Below are 14650 nucleotides of genomic sequence, written 5' to 3'. Positions count from 1 at the left end.
GGCCGGTCTACGGGACGGAGTCAGTCAGGAGAGAAGGAAGGGTCATCCGCCGCTGTGCGGACGACAGGGGGAAGCGCGCACGCCAGCGGGGCGCGCTGCGCCATCAACCGCGGGTCGTAGACGGACCGCGCGACGTCCCCCACGCATGGCCCGGAAAGGCCGGATTCGCTGCCGCTCTGGGGCACGAATCCATCAATGCCAGAACTGTGGTCAACGGTGGCGGGTGCGGGGGATACGGGCTCCGACTGGCTGGTGAGCCCGTCCACACCCCGCCCGGCCATGGCCTCGGCGTTTCCTGACGCCGCCAGCCCTCCGCTGCCCGCGGAGAAGACCTCGGCCTGCAGGTCTGATCTGGAAGCGGCTGAGTCGGGGGCGTCGGAACGGACCGTTCCCGTCGCCACGGTGGTGCCCGCGGCCGCCGGAGCGGCACTGAGGAGCCCGAAGACGACGACGAGCAGCCATCCGGCGGCCAGCAGGCCGCCGATCACGGAGACTCGCTTGACGATCCGCCCGGTGCCGGCCGCGAACCGCGCCATCCGGTCAACCGCGGAGACCGCGCCGTCGGCCGAGGCGGTCACGGGCACGCGCCGAGCAGCAGGCGAGAACGCCTCCCACTGCTCCTGCGGCATGCGCACCACGTGACCTCCCCAACGCACCCCGGAATGGGTCTGCTTCTCGCAGACCCAACCCCTCAACAGAGAGTTACTTTACCACTACGCATGGTCAGTGCAACATATTTCCAAGGAAAGCCTCAGCAGGCATCCAGGAAACGGTCAAGCACCCGGACCCCGAACTGCAGCGAATCCACCGGAACCCGCTCGTCCACCCCGTGGAACATCCCAGAGAAGTCCAGGTCCGCCGGGAGCTTCAGCGGCGCGAACCCGAAACCGCGCATACCCAGCCGGCTGAACGCCTTCAGGTCCGTGCCGCCCGACAGGGTGTACGGCACGGCGAGCGCGCCCGGGTCCTCGGCGAGGAGCGCGTCGGACATCGCCCGCACCAGCGGTCCGTCGAACCCGGTCTCGATGGCGATGTCGTGGTAGACGAACTCCCTGGTCACGTTGGGACCCAGCAGCTCGTCGACCGTCTTGAAGAACTCGTCCTCGTACCCCGGCAGGAAACGGCCGTCCACATGCGCGGTGGCGGCCTGCGGGATCACGTTCGCCTTGTAGCCACCCTCCAGCATGGTGGGGTTGGCGGTGTTGCGCAGCGTGGCACCGATCATGCGGGCCAGCGGCCCGAGCTTGGCCACGGTCGCCTCGGCGTCGTCCAGGTCGAGTTCGAGCTCCAGCGCCTTGGAGATCTCGGTGAGGAAGGTCGTGACCGTCTGCGTGAGCCGTACCGGCCACTCGTAACGCCCGATGCGGCCGACCGCCTCGGCCAGCTCGGTGACGGCGTTCTCGCTGTTGAGCATGGAGCCGTGCCCGGCCCGGCCGCGGGCGGTCAGCCGCATCCAGGCGATGCCCTTCTCGGCCGCCTCGATGAGATAGAGCCTGCGGGCATCGTCAAGGGAGACGCTGAACCCGCCGACCTCGCCGATCGCCTCGGTGCACCCGTCGAACAGGTCCTTGTGCCTGTCGGCCAGCCACTGCGCGCCGTAGGTGCCGCCGGCCTCCTCGTCGGCGGTGAACGCCAGCACCACGTCCCGCGGCGGGCGGCGCCCCTCGCTGAGTCGCTGCCGGACGACCGCGAGGATCATCGCGTCCATGTTCTTCATGTCGACCGCGCCGCGCCCCCAGACGCAGCCGTCGGCGATCTCCCCGCTGAGCGGGTGGTGGGTCCAGTCGTCGGCGTTGAAGGGGACGACGTCCAGGTGCCCATGGAGGAGCAGCGCGCCGCGGGAGGAGTCCTCCCCCGCGATCCGGGCGATCACGTTCGCCCGGCGGCTGTCCGACTCCAGGATCTGCGGCTCCAGCCCGACCTCGGCCAGCTTCCCCGCCACGTACTCGGCGGTGGCCCGCTCACCGGGGCCGGAATTGTCGCCCGCGTTGGTCGAGTCGATCCGGATCAGGTCACTGCACAGTCCGGCTACCTCGTCCTCACCATTGAGCACGGTCATGTCGACTCCTTCCGTTTGGTACGGCTTGCACCTCCCATCCTGCCGCCGCAGGAGGCCTGTCGGCATCCCCCCAGGACCGGGTTACCGGCCGATATGACGCAAGCTCAAGAGTTTGCTAATCTAAGTCCGCCGACGAGGGATGACGGTCCCACGTGCAGGCACCACGTCCGGGTGGCGGAATAGGCAGACGCGCTAGCTTGAGGTGCTAGTGCCCTTTGCGGGGCATGGGGGTTCAAGTCCCCCCTCGGACACCAACCTTTTGCACATGTGGGGGCCAGGGACAACCTGAGCCTCCACTAGTTGTTTCTGGGGCTGGAGCCCGATCTGGCCTTGCCGGCCGGGGCGGCCTCCTGAAGGACCTCCACAAGATCTCCGAGTGCGGTCATCACTCCGTTGATCTCCTCTCCTGTCATACGGCGTCGGCCAGTAGCCTGCCGCTGCTGTGCTCGCGCCGCGACGCGCTGGGCCTGGGTCTCGGCCATCCACTGGACGATGAGGGTGGGATCCGCTCCGGCTTCCAGAGCCCAGCGCTGGGCGAGCTTACGGCCGCACTCGGCGATCTTCTGCCGGACCGCTTCGTCGCCGTCCTACCTGCGACTTTTCCATTCAATCCGCCGGCGGGCTACGAAGGCCCGCCGTGACCGGGCGCGTGGGCGCTGTCAGGCTCCCGCCGGTGGGATGTTCTGGTTCAGCGCGAAGACGTTGTCGGGATCCATTCGTGCCTTCAGCCGCGTCAGGCGGCTCCAGCTGTCGGGCAGGTAGGCCTCGCGGATGCGGCCGCTGCCCTCGTCCCCCAGGTGGTTGACATAGGTGCCGTCGGCCCACGGCCGGGTGGTGTTCCACGTTTCGCCTACCCAGCGGCGGTGCGGGTCGGGATCCTCGGCGGGGTTCTCCCAGGTGGCCGCGGTCATCGTCATGTAATCCGCCGACCGGTGTCCGAAGGCCGTCGCGCCGCGGTCCCTGTCGCCGATGGCGCCGCCGAGACGTCGGAGCAGTACCTGGTTCAGGGGCGACGACGGACGGGTGCCATGGTGGGAGAGCGCGGCGATGGCCTCGTCCGGCAGTCCTTTGAGGAAGTCGGAGCGGACGTACTGCTGTCGCCCGGGGACGTTGGCGTCGTCGAACATCCTCTGCAGGTCGGCGTACCCCATGATGCCGAAGGTGTCGATGAGCGGCCGTCCGAGGCTGCGCAGAGGCGCGGTCAGCTCCTGCCCGACGTGGTGCGGGCCGAAGTAGGCGGCCGCGATGCCGACGACGGGCTTGCCTACGGCGTCGGCGGGCACGAAGGGCGCTGGAGGGGCGGACACCAGCGCCGCGACGAGCGACAGCTCGCGCGGCGCCCGCTCGCCGACTTCGTGAAAGATGTGGAGGGCGTCCTGGGCGAGCGCTCCCGGATACATGACCATGCCGGCCCAGGCGGGTGCGACCGGGTGTAGCCGGAAGGTGAAACGGGTGACGATGCCGAAGTTGCCGCCACCGCCCCGCAGCCCCCACATCAGTTCGGGATCGGTGTCGTCGTCGGCCGTCACGACGTCCCCGGTCGAGGTGACGAGCTCGACGCCGAGGAGATTGTCCGCGGCGAGGCCGTACAGCCGGGAAAGCCAGCCGATGCCGCCTCCGAGGGTGAGGCCCGCGACTCCAGTATCGGAGATCTCACCGCCGGGTGTCGCGAGTCCCTCCGCCTGCGCGGCCGTGTCGAACTCCCGCCAGAGGACGCCGGGATCCACGTCTGCGCGTTGCACCTCGGAGTGCAGCGCGATCCCCTTCATGAGGCTGCAGTCGATCATGAGGCCGCCCTCGACCACCGAGTAGCCCGGGATGCTGTGGCCGCCGCCGCGCACCGCGATCGGGAGGCCGTGCTGGCGGGCGAAGGCCACCGTCGCGGCCACGTCCGCCGTCGACCGGCAACGGGCGATGAAGGCGGGTCGGCGGTCGATCGATCCATTCCAGATCCGCCTGGCCCTGTCGTAGCCGGCGTCGTGTGGGGTGAGCAGCTCGCCCTCGAAGCCGTCCAGGGTGGAAACCGAGGCGCGGTAGGCGATGTTCATGCCAGTCCTCCTGTCTGACGCGTTCATGTGGGCAAGCGTGGGACAAGGCGACGCGGGGGCGACATCCCTCGATTGAGGGATGGTAGGGGCGCTGGACCCGCGCCGATACTGGCGACATGAGAAGCGCGAAGGTGCGAGACGTACGGAAGGCCGTGGCCGACCTGTCTCGCCGGGCGGTGTCCCCGCTGGCGCTCGAGCGAGAGGTCGCCGACCAGCTGGCCCGAGTCGTTCCATTCGATCTGTGGTGCGGATTGACCATGGACCCCGACACGGGAAACCCCACCGGCGGCTTCCACGACGAAGGGCTGCCGTTCCAGCATCTCGGCCGGTTGACCGAGATCGAGCAGCAGGACACCGACCCGGACGTCCTCACCATGCGCGAGCTGGTCCGTAGTGGCGTGACCGCACGGACCCTGTCGGAGGCGACGGGTGGTGATCTCGCGCGCAGCCATCGCTTCCGCGACGTGCTGAGCCCTTCCGATATCCGGCACGAGGTCCGCATCGGCTTCCGCGCCGCGGACGGCCGGGTATGGGGAGCGATGGTCTTGATGCGGGGCACTGACATTCCCGACTTCACTGCCCGGGAGCTCGATGTCATGCACGCGATCAGCCAGCTCGTCGCGGATGGGCTGCGCCGGGCCATGGTGCTCTCCGGGCGCCCGCCAGTCGAGGACGACGGGCCCGGGCTGATGCTGTGCAGGGTGGCCGAGACCGTCGTACTTGATCACGTATCGGCGTCCGCCCGGCGCCTGCTCGACGAGATCGACGACAGCTGCCTCGGCGACCTGCCTTACACGCTCACATCACTGGTGTACGCCGCCCACCGGCGGGCCGCCTCCGGCACGCCGCATCGTGTCCGCATCCGCACTCGGACGGGACGATGGCTGACCGCGCACGCCGAGCATCTAGGAGACACCTCGGTCTCCGTCATCCTGGAAACCACCCGCCCTCAGGAGATCATGGAGCTGCTCTCCGACGTCTACCGGCTCACCGCCCGGGAACGCCAGATCGTCGCGCTTGCCGGGCGGGGCCTCACGAACAAAGAGATCGGGTCGGTCCTCTCCGTGTCGACGTTCACCGTGCAGGATCACCTCAAGGCCGTTTTCACCAAGACCGGCGCCCGGAGCCGGTCTGAGCTCGCGGCCCTCCTGCACGGATACCCGGTCACCCGGGGGCGCCTCAACGTGGACGTCACCCTCCCGCCCGATCGCTCAGATCGCCCGTGATTGCGGTCAGGTCTCCCGAGATTCCTCCAGCTTCCGGGCGATGTGTTCGAGGGCGGCGAGATCCTCCGGCGTGAGCCGGTCGATGAAGTGGCGCCGTACCGACTCCAGATGGGCCGGGGCGGCGTCCTCGAGCGTCTCCAGGCCGTGCTCGGTCAGAACGAGGTAGCAGCCTCTGCCATCGGCCGGGTCGGGTTCACGCCGTACGAGGCCGCGTGCTTCCATCCGGGTGGCGTGCCGGGAGAGACGGCTGCGTGACCAGCCCATCTTGGTGGCCTGCTCGCGCAGCGTGCTGGTGCGGCCGGGCCGCTCCGACACCTTCCTCGGCGAGCGCTACCGGCGGATCGTCAAACGCCGGGGCAAGCTCAAGGCCCTGATCGCCGTGGCCCGCTCGATCCTGGTCATCGTCTGGCACCTGCTGGCCGACCCCACCGCCCGCTACCGCGACCTGGGCGGCGACTCCAAGCGCTCGGCTTCACCGTCACTCTGACCCAGGCTGCCTGACCCATACCGCCCCGACCAGCCCCGATCGGCGATCACCCGCCAGGGTCGCTGCCGCCTGCCCGGCTGAGGTCGTTATTTTCCGGTCAGAACATTCAGCGGGAAGAGCGCGAGCCGCCGCCCGGCCAGATCGGCGAGGTGGACCGAGGACGGCGACGCGAGAGGGTCGTCCTCGAGCCGCCTGATGCGCTGGCTGAGCGGCAGCTGTTCCGCAGGGCCAGCGGTGCGTGGGCGGTTTGTCGGGGACGGAGGTCAGCCGCCGGTCAGCCGCAGCCTTCGAACTGGGGGACGGTGAAGGTGAGCGCCAGGCCGGACTTCCCGAACCACTTCTGCAGCAGCTTCTTGGCGGATCCGTCCAGGTACATCTCGGTGATGGCCTTGTTGACCGCCTCGCAGCCGTCCAGGTCCCCGGCCTGGATGCCCACGCCGTACCGCTCGTCGGTGAACGGCGCGTTGACGATCTTCAGGTCCGGGGTGGCGAAGCCGGCCAGGATGAGGTCGTCGGTGGATACCGCGTCCACCTTCCCCGCCTTCAGATCGGACATGCACTCGCTGTAGGAGGCGGCCTCGACCAGCTCCACGGCGATCTTCCGTTCCTCCTTCACCCGGCGCCAGGAGTTCGAACCGGTCACCTGACACAGCTTGCGCCCCTTCAGGTCCCGCACGCCGGTGACCGCGCTCTCCCGGGCACGTACGAGAGTGTCCTGGTGGGCAACGTAGTACGGCCCGCCGAAGGCCACCTTCGTCTTGCGTTCCGGAGTGATCGAATAGGTGGCGACGATCAGATCGACCGAGCCGGCCATGAGTGCCTTCTCCCGCTCGGACGAGGGCATCGCGACGAACTTCGCGTCCTTCCCCAGCTTCCGGGCGATGTAGGCGGCCACATCGACGTCGAAGCCAACGAACTTGCCCTCCGCCTTCTTCATCCCCAACCCGGGCTGGTCCGGCTTCACCCCGATGACCAGGACGTCCTTGTCGAGAATCGACGAGCCGGCGCCGCAGGCCGTCGCCGAGAGCAGCGTCACGGCCCCTAGCAGCACCAAGGCGGTGATACGCCGCAGACGGCCCCTCCCGGTCAGCGCGACCATGAACATCTTCCCTTCACCGGTACTCGGCGAGCCGGGGCCGGACCCCGACCAGGATCAGCAGGGCGGCGGCGAGCGCCGCCCCCGGCAGCAGAAGGTTCCAGCTACCGAGGGCGCGGTCGCCCGCCACCACGGCGTCGTCGAACGCCAGGCGGTGTAGCGCGGTCAGGTCGACCAGAGCGCCGTCGTAGGCCTCGAACGAGGCACCCATGGCCTGCCGCACGGCGTCCCCGTTCTTGCCCGTTGTGGCGGACTGCCGCATCTGCCGGTCAGCGTGCTGGAACTGCTGGTAAAGCGTGAGCACCTTGCCCAGGGCCTCGCGCTGGCCGGGCAGGGTGACACGGTCGGCCTCCGAGCCGTAGAAGCCGAGGAAGTCCGCCTTGCCGGGGAAGGCGGCGACACTGTTGTCCACCGCGGCGTAGTACTTGTCCAGGTTCCCGCCGGGGACGTAGAACACCGACTGTGACTTGTCGAGGTACACCTGCTCGTAGGTGTCCGCCCGCTGCGGGTCGAGCAGATACCTGCTCTCGTCGCCGTGCAGACTGTTCCCGATCGCGCGTGCCCGGGACAGCACGAGAACCGAGTCGAAACCATCCTTCTTGGCCGTCCGCAGCTCGTCGGACACCCGCTGCAGGAGGAGCACCCCGGCGATGGTCAGCACGCCGACGACGACGGTGGCCGCCAGCAGCGCCGGGTTGATCGCCCGGCGGAACCTGCGGGCCAGGAAGACCTGCAACGCGACCAGGACGGTCAGCGCGAGCGCCCCACCGAGCGTCACCCACCACCGGCCCGCCTGCACGGCGGACGACTCGGCCGCGTAAGCGTGCCTGACGACGGTCCCGCTGTCGAGCGTGAGGTTGTACGCCTTGGGCAGCAGGTCCAGCCGCATCAGGTCGGTGGCCTGGCGGTAGACGTCGAGAGCCGGCTGCGAGGGTGGTCCGGCGGCATGCCGGGACTGCTCGTCCAGGAGCAGGGCGCGCGACGCGAGCCGCTCGTAGCGGCCGAGCCCGTCGAGTACGGCGCGCACGGTCATCTGCTCCGTCGGGTCGCCGCGAGCCAGGTCGGCGGCCTGCAGCACGGCGCTGTCGGCCTGCGCGCGGCGCTGGTCGTAGCGGTCCAGCGCGGCCTGGCGGCCGGGCCCGCTCTCTCCGCCGGCCAGCAGCACGGTGGCCACCTGGGCGTCCATGTCGCTCAGCGCGAAGTACAGGTCGGCGGTGGCCACCACCTGCGGACCCGCTGTGTGCCCGATCGCCTGCAGCCCGTCCCCGGCGTGCCCCAGGGCCACGCCCATCAGCGCGGCCAGCAGGCCGACGGCGAGAACGGCGGCACCGGCCCCGGCGCGGATCCGTCCGGGAACCGTTCGCAGCCGCAGGGCGCGCGACAGGAAAGGGGCGGGCGTAGGCGCGGGTGGAGGGATGGGCGCGGGCGCGGGGCCGACGGTGGTGGGGGTGATAACGGCCATCTCAGCCCTTCCGGACCGTGATGCCGGTCCATGCGCCGACGTGGATGCGGTCCCCGTCGCCGAGCGGGATCAGCGCGTTGTGCTCCACCGTCTTGCCGTTGAGCAGGGTTCCGTTGGCGGATCCCGGGTCGACGAGCTGCCACGTCCCGTCGGCCTGTGCGAGCAGTACCGCGTGCAGGTGGGAGACGCCGGGATCCTCGGGCGGGCCGGCAAGGTCGATCTCGGGGGCCAGCGCCCGCGACTGGCTGCGCCGTCCGATCCTGACCTCGGGCCCGGCCAGGGGTACCCGCCGCTCCGGGCAGTACGGCGGGAACGTGACGCGGGCCGCGTCGGGGCCGCCCTGCGCGATCATCGCCTCGTAGTGGCCACGGTCCGCCGCGATCACCGCGACCCAGCCGGAGGCCGGCGTGGACGGGATGGACGGCGTGGACGGGGTGGGGGACTGCGTCCCCCGGTTCCCGCCGCCGAGCACGAAGTCGTAGCCGCAGCCCTCGCAGAAACGGCCGCCCCGTGGTGCCCCGCAGTCGGGACAGTCGTCCAGCTGGTCGGTGGCGGAGGGGACGGCCGGAGCCGCGGCAGCCGGGGCCGGGGTGCCCGCCAGCAGCGCACCGCAGACGTCGCAGTACTCCTCGTCCGCGGAGTCATGCCCTACCGGACAGATCGCCATGCTCAGGCCTCCGGGTCCTTGCGCATCCGGACGGTGCGGACCGATCGGGTGTCGAGCGCGATCTCGTCCGCCTTGTCAACGTCCCGCCGGAGGCGGGCGGTTCCCGTCTCAGGGTCGACCTCGATCACCTTGTCGAGCAGCTTGGCGGTCTCCTCGTTGCCGGCCTTCTCGGCGATGCCGCGCGCCTTGCCGAGCCGGGCGGTCGCGGTGTCCAGGTCGCCGTCGTTGCGGGCCTGCAGGCCTTCCTGGATGAGCGAGGCGAGTTCCTGCTGGCCGGTGTAGTGGGCCACCCGGGGATTGATGCGGGTCGACTGGACGGGGTCGTCACTCCACTGCGCCAGGATGTTCCCCTTGGCCAGTACCTCCCCGGACTCGGGCAGGACCAGCCTCACCAGGCCGGCGCGCATCTCCTGGCCGACGTTCCCGGCGGGTACCCGCATGCTGATGTGGTACTCGCGGGATTCGCCGCCCCAGGCTCCAGTGGGGTAGTCGCCGGTCAGCGCGTCCACCTCGGTGCGGCGGCCGGTCAGGTCCTCCAGCGCCGGCGAGACCTGCTTGACGAAGTTCAGCTTCGCCGCCCGCGGCGTCCACAGGCGCAGCGCCACGTCCGCGACCGTCTTGCCCATCGCCGCCTGGGTCATCGCCCGGAAGTCGGCTTCCATGTCCTCGGGCCGGCGGATGTCCATCACGCTGCCGAGCAGGGCGGAGGCGATCTGGCGGAGCTCGGCGACCACCCAGTCGACGCCCACACCGCGGCAGTCGCAGACGAACTTCCCCGTGCAGTACGCCAGGTTCGCGGCGAACTCCGAATCGTTCTCGTGCTGGTTGTTGCCGTCGGTCAGCAGGATGGCATGCTTGATCGCGCCGGGGTACGCCTGCTGGTAATCGCTGAACAGATCGGCGGCGCGACGTAGCCACCGGCCCATCGCGGTCCCCCCGTCGGCCACCAGCCGGGTGACGGCCTCCTTCGCGGCGTTCCTGCTCTGCGGGGTCGCGGGCACCAGTTCCGCCCGGCCGGGGAAGACGATCGCGGTTTCGTGGGTGCCCGCGATGACCGCGAAGTGCACGCCGTCGCGGAGGGTGTCGATGGCAGCCCGTGCGGCCTTCCTCGCCTCGGCGATCTTGTCGTGCGACATCGAGCCGGAGGTATCGATGATGATGATCTCGGCGGCCTCGACCGCGGGGGCACGCTCGATCGGGCCGCTCGCCTCGACCGTGACGATCGCGTGCACCTCTTCGCTTCCCGCGGGAAGGTACTTGTTCTGATCCACACGCATGGTGAAGTCGGTCACTGCTGCTCCTTCGGGAAGACCACGGTGGCCTCGGCCTGATCCCCGGGTCCGAAAGGGATCACGAGGACGGTGATGTTGTCGTGTCCTCCGGCCTTCAGCGCAAGCCGCACGAGCTGCTGTGCCGCGGCTCTGGGGGTGGCGTTCAGGGCGACGGCGGCGAGTGCCGCCGGCTCGGGGTAGTAGTTCCACAGGCCGTCGCTACAGAGCAGGACCACGCCCGGCCCGTCCGGGGTGAACGTGCGTATGTGCGGCACGACCTCGCCCGCGTCCGCGCCCAGCCAGGCGGTCAGCATGTGCGTCCCCGGGGTGGCGTCGTCACCGGTCAGCACCTCGGATGCGGATCCGAGCCAGTAGGCCCGGCTGTCGCCCACCCAGCCGACCGTGACCTGCCGGCCGTCGGCCACCGCTGACACGTAGGTGCAGGCGGGCGCGTCCTCGCCCGGCTCGGCCAGGGCGGAGACGGCTTCGGCGGCGAGCCGTACCGCCTCCCGGGTCGCGGTCTCGGGGTCGGCACCCTCCTCCAGCTGCTTGGCGAGGGCGGCCACGGCGGTGTCGACGGCGGCCTGGGACGCCTCCTCCGGGCGCAGCGAGGTCGACACCCCGTCACAGACCACTCCTACGGCCACCGTGCCCGCCGCCGTCAGCGCCATGGCGTCCTCGTTGCGGCTGTGCCGCAGGCCGCGGTCACTCACCCCGGCCGCGACCTCCAGCTCGATCTCGACGTGGTCGCGCCCGGAGGGCTGGAGCATGCCGCAGTTCTCGCAGTAGCCGTCGGCCCCGACTGCCGGAGCGCCGCACGCGGTGCAGCCGGCGACTCCCAGCACGTGGCCGCACTGCTCGCAGAATGCCTCGCCCGCCAGCACGAGCGTCCCGCAGGCGGGACAGGCGCCGCTCACCACAGCGTCTTCGGGCGTACGGTGTTGGCCAGATCGACGAAGTCGTGCCGCTCCTCCGCGGATCGCGCCGATCTGGCCAGCGCCCGGTAGACACGCTCCAGCTCGGCGCGCACACCCTGCTCGTGCAGCGGAGTGCCCAGCAGCGTCGCCTGCCCGGATGAGGTGGCCTGACCGGTGACGACCCGGCCGAGGGCGCTCCGCAGTACCTCCGAGAGCAGCCCGTCGCGGTCCCGGGCGTCGAGCTTCAGGCTCCGCAGCCGCTCGCCCGCGGTGACGAGCTCGCCTTCGGCAGGGTCATGTCCTCGTACGGCTGCCGCCACCGCGGCCGCCTGTGCGGCGGTGCGGTGGATGGAGGTCGCGGGCACCTCGTCCAGGCCGGTGGTCGCGCCGGCGCGGTCGCCCTCCGCCAGCCGGAGCCTGGCCAGGCCGAAACCGGCGCTCACGTATGACCGGTCGGTCTGCCAGATGGCCGCGTAGTGGCGGGCCGCCTCCTGGCCCGCTCCGCCGGCTTCGAGGGCGAACGCGAGGGCCAGCCTGGGCGCGGCCTCGCCGGGGAGCCATGAATAGAGTCCGTCGAAGATGCGCGCCGCCTCGTCCGGGTCCCCCGAGGCCAGCTGCCCGACCCCCCGGTACCACCAGATCCGCCAGTCTCCCGGCAGCTGCCCGGCGATGTCCGCGAGCAGCTGGTCCGGGACTGGACGGCCGAGTTCGTTGAGCACCCTGATCAGCGCGAGTGTGGTCTCCGGGGTGGACGGGGCGGACTCGAGCAGCGCGACCAGCTCGGCGGGGTTTCCCGAAGTGAGGCCAGCGAGCAGGCCGGCGGCGGGGTCGAGCGGGTCCACCAGGGGGACGGGCAGCGCGGACGCGGCGGCGAGGCGGTCGAGCGGGCCGAAGACCTGCCCCGTGGCAGCCGGGGCGAGCTCGGTTCCGACGGCCTGCCGCTCCGGGCCGAAAAGTCCGGACTGCGCGGGGTAAGGGGCGCCCTCCTCGGCGGCGCGCACCTCCCTGAGCACGCCGACGAGCTGGTCGGACATCTCCGCCGTACCCTGGAACCGCCGGGCGGGCTCGGAGTCGGTTGCCCGTTCCAGGAACCGGCGGTAGGACTCGTACCTCTGGTCGATCGCCGGCAACGGAGCGGCGGACCCGCCGCTGACGGGGCTGAACGGGAAGCTCAGCACGGCGAGCGTGCGCCCCACCGTGTAGAGGTCGGAACAGACCGACGGCCCGTTGGAGGCGATCTCCGGGGCCTGGTACCCGACCGTCCCGTAGATCGCGCTGTCCACGTCGTCGATCCGCCGCACGGCGCCGAGATCGATGAGCTTGAGCTGCTCCTCCACCTGGATGACGTTGCCCGGCTTCAGATCGCAGTACAGCAGGTCCTGGTCGTGCAGGTAGCCGAAGGCCTTGAGGATCTCCAGCCCGTAGGCGATGGCCTGGGCGACCGGGAGCGCCTGGCGGCTGTCGCTCTCCCGCAGCCGCTCGCGCAGCATCTCCTGGAGCGGCACGCCGCCGACGTACTCCATCACGATGTAGCCCACCATCGTCCCGGTGCCGGGGTCGGGGTGGGTGACGAAGTTGAAGATCTTGACGATGTTCGGATGGTCCATCGCGGTGAGGAAATGCCGCTCGGCCTCCGCCGCGGCCAGCGCCTCCACGTCCCCGGTGTCGAGCAGTCCCTTCAGGACCACCCACCGGCCCTCCAGGTTCCGGTCGGCCGCCAGGTAGATCCAGCCGAGACCACCGTGCGCCAGACAGCCCTTGACCTCGTACTGCCCGCCGACGAGGTCGCCCGCGACGAGCTTGGGCGTGAACGAGAACCGCCAGCCGCAGTGCGGGCAGAACCCCTCCGGCCGCCCCGGCTGGCCGCCTCTGCTGCGGCCCACCGGCCTGCCGCAGTCGGGGTTGCCGCAGAAGCGCCGGTCCTCCGGCACCTGGGCGTCGGCCAGCACCACCCCGGCCGGGTCCCGGTACGGCACGGCCGGCACCCCGACCAGGCCCATCCCGAGCTGGCCCCGGCTCGACCGGCCGCTCGACCGGCTCGTGCCGGAGCGGGCCGTACCTGACATGTCCAGCGGGATGGATGGTCTGGTGGGCGGCGCCGGCGCCGGCTGTGGGGCCGGCTCCGGCTGTGGGGCCAGGCCGCAGGCGTCGCAGTAACCGTCCTCCACCGTGCCGCCGCACCCCGGCTGGGCGCAACTGATCATCCCGCTACTCCGATCCGGCTGATCGCCCGCTGGTAGGCGGCGATCGCGACGGTAGCCTGCCGCAGATCGCAGGGTGCCGTCCAGAGCAGGGCGCGGGCCTCCCCGTACATCTGACCGAGCGCGGCGTCCTCGGCATGTCCGAGCCGGACCACCTTGGCGTGGTAGGCCTCCAGCCGGCCACGCAGCTCGTCACGGCGGCCGATGAGGCCCGCCATCGATTCGGTCGCGGTCCGCGCCCGCGCCAGCGCCTCGTCCACGGCCCGTTCCAGCTCGGTCAGCCGCTCGACCAGCTCCAGCCAGCGGTCGCCGACCGCATCCAGCGCGCCCAGCCGGTCCCGCAACGCGGTGGCCTGGTCCGGCAGCGCGGGCAGCACGGGTGAGGCGATCTTGACGAGCACCGTGTCCCGGATCGAGCGGGCCTCGTTCTCGGCCTCGGCGACCCGCGCGATGCGGTCGCCGAGGTGGTGGGCCCGGTCGCCGTACTCCGCCCGGATCCGCGCGGCCTGCTCCAGCAGCCCGCGACGGGCGGTGAGGTCGGCGAGCAATCCGTCGAGCTCGCCACCGAGCGCGGCCGAGCCGAGTGGGTCGGCGGCGACCGCCGCGCGGATCCGGTCGATCCCGGCGCCGATGCGGCCCAGATCCGGATCATCGCCGTCCAGGTCGCGCAGCAGGTCCTGAACCGAGCGGCGGGCGACATCGGCCTCGTCGAGCCGCGGGAGCAGCGCACTCCAGGCGTCGTTCGCGGCCGCGGCCGTTTCGGCGACGTCGCGGTAGGCGGCGTCCATCCGCGCCACCACCGTGTCCAGCGTGATCCACTCGCCCGCGGCCCGCAGCAGCGACCGTTTCTCGACGGGCAGGTTCTCCGGCTTCAGCTCCACCGACGGGCCGACGAGCAGCTCGGTCAGCGCGGTCAGCGCGGCCAGGTCGGGCTTGCCGGCCCTGAGCTTCTGCGCGCGATCGAGCACCCCCCGGTAGGCGTCGAACAGCCACCACAGGGTCACCGCTCTGGCCTCTGCCTCGTCCCAGCGGCGCCGGGTCTCCCCGGTCAGCCGCGCACCCTTGAGCAGTTGGTAACCCGTGTGCGAGTCGAGGTCGAGCAGGTCGTCCGAGATCCTGTCACGTTCCTCGGCACGGCGACGCAGCTCGAAGTCGACTCCTTCGAGGCTCATCGGCGGGCCACCGGCCCTTGGCATGGTCAACGTCGCTTGCGCCC

At 70.9% G+C, this 14650-nt stretch carries 14 protein-coding genes and 1 tRNA gene; 3 read left to right on the top strand and 12 right to left on the bottom strand.

Annotated features, from left to right (window positions below):
* Positions 1-20 precede the first annotated feature (20 nt).
* Entirely contained in the window at positions 21-629 is a 609-nt protein-coding gene (locus tag ACIN94_RS28335) for a hypothetical protein (protein WP_400712501.1), read from the bottom strand.
* A 122-nt stretch (positions 630-751) separates the two neighbouring features.
* Positions 752-2059: a M20/M25/M40 family metallo-hydrolase gene (locus ACIN94_RS28330; RefSeq protein ID WP_400712370.1), complete on the bottom strand. Its 1308-nt coding sequence runs from the start codon at positions 2057-2059 to the stop codon at positions 752-754.
* 165 nt (positions 2060-2224) lie between these two features.
* Here ACIN94_RS28330 and ACIN94_RS28325 point away from each other — a divergent pair.
* Positions 2225-2313 (top strand) — tRNA-Leu (locus ACIN94_RS28325).
* A 42-nt stretch (positions 2314-2355) separates the two neighbouring features.
* On the opposite strand, the gene ACIN94_RS28320 is transcribed toward ACIN94_RS28325, so the two are convergent.
* Positions 2356-2541: a hypothetical protein gene (locus tag ACIN94_RS28320; protein WP_400712367.1), complete on the bottom strand. Its 186-nt coding sequence runs from the start codon at positions 2539-2541 to the stop codon at positions 2356-2358.
* A 177-nt stretch (positions 2542-2718) separates the two neighbouring features.
* Positions 2719-4107: an FAD-binding oxidoreductase gene (locus tag ACIN94_RS28315; RefSeq protein ID WP_400712364.1), complete on the bottom strand. Its 1389-nt coding sequence runs from the start codon at positions 4105-4107 to the stop codon at positions 2719-2721.
* A 116-nt stretch (positions 4108-4223) separates the two neighbouring features.
* Between ACIN94_RS28315 and ACIN94_RS28310 the strand changes: the two genes are divergently transcribed.
* Positions 4224-5333, top strand: a complete 1110-nt coding sequence (locus ACIN94_RS28310; RefSeq protein ID WP_400712361.1) for a LuxR C-terminal-related transcriptional regulator — start codon at positions 4224-4226, stop codon at positions 5331-5333.
* A gap of 6 nt (positions 5334-5339) precedes the next feature.
* On the opposite strand, the gene ACIN94_RS28305 is transcribed toward ACIN94_RS28310, so the two are convergent.
* A complete protein-coding gene (locus tag ACIN94_RS28305; RefSeq protein WP_400712358.1) occupies positions 5340-5648 on the bottom strand; it encodes a MarR family winged helix-turn-helix transcriptional regulator in 309 nt (102 codons plus the stop codon).
* Here ACIN94_RS28305 and ACIN94_RS28300 point away from each other — a divergent pair.
* Positions 5620-5820, top strand: coding sequence for a hypothetical protein (locus ACIN94_RS28300; protein ID WP_400712355.1), 201 nt, complete (start codon positions 5620-5622; stop codon positions 5818-5820). The two genes, ACIN94_RS28305 and ACIN94_RS28300, sit on opposite strands and share 29 nt — an antisense overlap.
* 274 nt (positions 5821-6094) lie before the next feature.
* On the opposite strand, the gene ACIN94_RS28295 is transcribed toward ACIN94_RS28300, so the two are convergent.
* The 7 genes from ACIN94_RS28295 to ACIN94_RS28265 are packed head-to-tail and all read right to left on the bottom strand — an operon-like array spanning position 6095 to position 14606.
* On the bottom strand, positions 6095-6919 hold the full coding sequence (locus ACIN94_RS28295; protein WP_400712352.1) for a glutamate ABC transporter substrate-binding protein: 825 nt from the start codon (positions 6917-6919) through the stop codon (positions 6095-6097).
* A 13-nt stretch (positions 6920-6932) separates the two neighbouring features.
* The gene (locus tag ACIN94_RS28290; RefSeq protein ID WP_400712349.1) at positions 6933-8378 is read right to left on the bottom strand and encodes a hypothetical protein; all 1446 of its coding nucleotides are present in this window, start codon (positions 8376-8378) and stop codon (positions 6933-6935) included.
* Position 8379: 1 nt separating this feature from the next.
* Entirely contained in the window at positions 8380-9045 is a 666-nt protein-coding gene (locus tag ACIN94_RS28285) for an FHA domain-containing protein (protein ID WP_400712346.1), read from the bottom strand.
* A gap of 2 nt (positions 9046-9047) precedes the next feature.
* Positions 9048-10337: a VWA domain-containing protein gene (locus ACIN94_RS28280; protein WP_400712343.1), complete on the bottom strand. Its 1290-nt coding sequence runs from the start codon at positions 10335-10337 to the stop codon at positions 9048-9050.
* Positions 10334-11233: a PP2C family serine/threonine-protein phosphatase gene (locus tag ACIN94_RS28275; RefSeq protein ID WP_400712340.1), complete on the bottom strand. Its 900-nt coding sequence runs from the start codon at positions 11231-11233 to the stop codon at positions 10334-10336. The genes ACIN94_RS28280 and ACIN94_RS28275 overlap by 4 nt, the downstream gene beginning before the upstream one ends.
* Positions 11230-13437, bottom strand: a complete 2208-nt coding sequence (locus ACIN94_RS28270; protein WP_400712337.1) for a tetratricopeptide repeat protein — start codon at positions 13435-13437, stop codon at positions 11230-11232. Before ACIN94_RS28270 ends, ACIN94_RS28275 begins: the two co-directional genes overlap by 4 nt.
* Positions 13434-14606 carry a hypothetical protein gene (locus ACIN94_RS28265; RefSeq protein ID WP_400712334.1) on the bottom strand — a complete coding sequence of 391 codons (1173 nt, stop codon included), beginning with the start codon at positions 14604-14606 and terminating at the stop codon, positions 13434-13436. Before ACIN94_RS28265 ends, ACIN94_RS28270 begins: the two co-directional genes overlap by 4 nt.
* Between the last annotated feature and the right edge of the window lie 44 nt (positions 14607-14650).

Origin of the sequence: Streptosporangium sp. NPDC087985, from assembly GCF_044741965.1 — a bacterium.
Classification (GTDB): Bacteria; Actinomycetota; Actinomycetes; order Streptosporangiales; family Streptosporangiaceae; genus Streptosporangium.
Note: the sequence above shows the minus strand (reverse complement) of the source record. Positions and strands in the feature narration are given on the sequence as shown.

Coding starts and splice junctions, on each gene's coding strand:
- ACIN94_RS28265 (WP_400712334.1), bottom strand. CDS start 14,606: ATGAGCCTCGAAGGAGTCGACTTCGAGCTGCGTCGCCGTGCCGAGGAA.
- ACIN94_RS28315 (WP_400712364.1), bottom strand. CDS start 4,107: ATGAACATCGCCTACCGCGCCTCGGTTTCCACCCTGGACGGCTTCGAG.
- ACIN94_RS28320 (WP_400712367.1), bottom strand. CDS start 2,541: ATGGCCGAGACCCAGGCCCAGCGCGTCGCGGCGCGAGCACAGCAGCGG.
- ACIN94_RS28330 (WP_400712370.1), bottom strand. CDS start 2,059: ATGACCGTGCTCAATGGTGAGGACGAGGTAGCCGGACTGTGCAGTGAC.
- ACIN94_RS28285 (WP_400712346.1), bottom strand. CDS start 9,045: ATGGCGATCTGTCCGGTAGGGCATGACTCCGCGGACGAGGAGTACTGC.
- ACIN94_RS28290 (WP_400712349.1), bottom strand. CDS start 8,378: ATGGCCGTTATCACCCCCACCACCGTCGGCCCCGCGCCCGCGCCCATC.
- ACIN94_RS28295 (WP_400712352.1), bottom strand. CDS start 6,919: ATGGTCGCGCTGACCGGGAGGGGCCGTCTGCGGCGTATCACCGCCTTG.
- ACIN94_RS28310 (WP_400712361.1), top strand. CDS start 4,224: ATGAGAAGCGCGAAGGTGCGAGACGTACGGAAGGCCGTGGCCGACCTG.
- ACIN94_RS28335 (WP_400712501.1), bottom strand. CDS start 629: ATGCCGCAGGAGCAGTGGGAGGCGTTCTCGCCTGCTGCTCGGCGCGTG.
- ACIN94_RS28270 (WP_400712337.1), bottom strand. CDS start 13,437: ATGATCAGTTGCGCCCAGCCGGGGTGCGGCGGCACGGTGGAGGACGGT.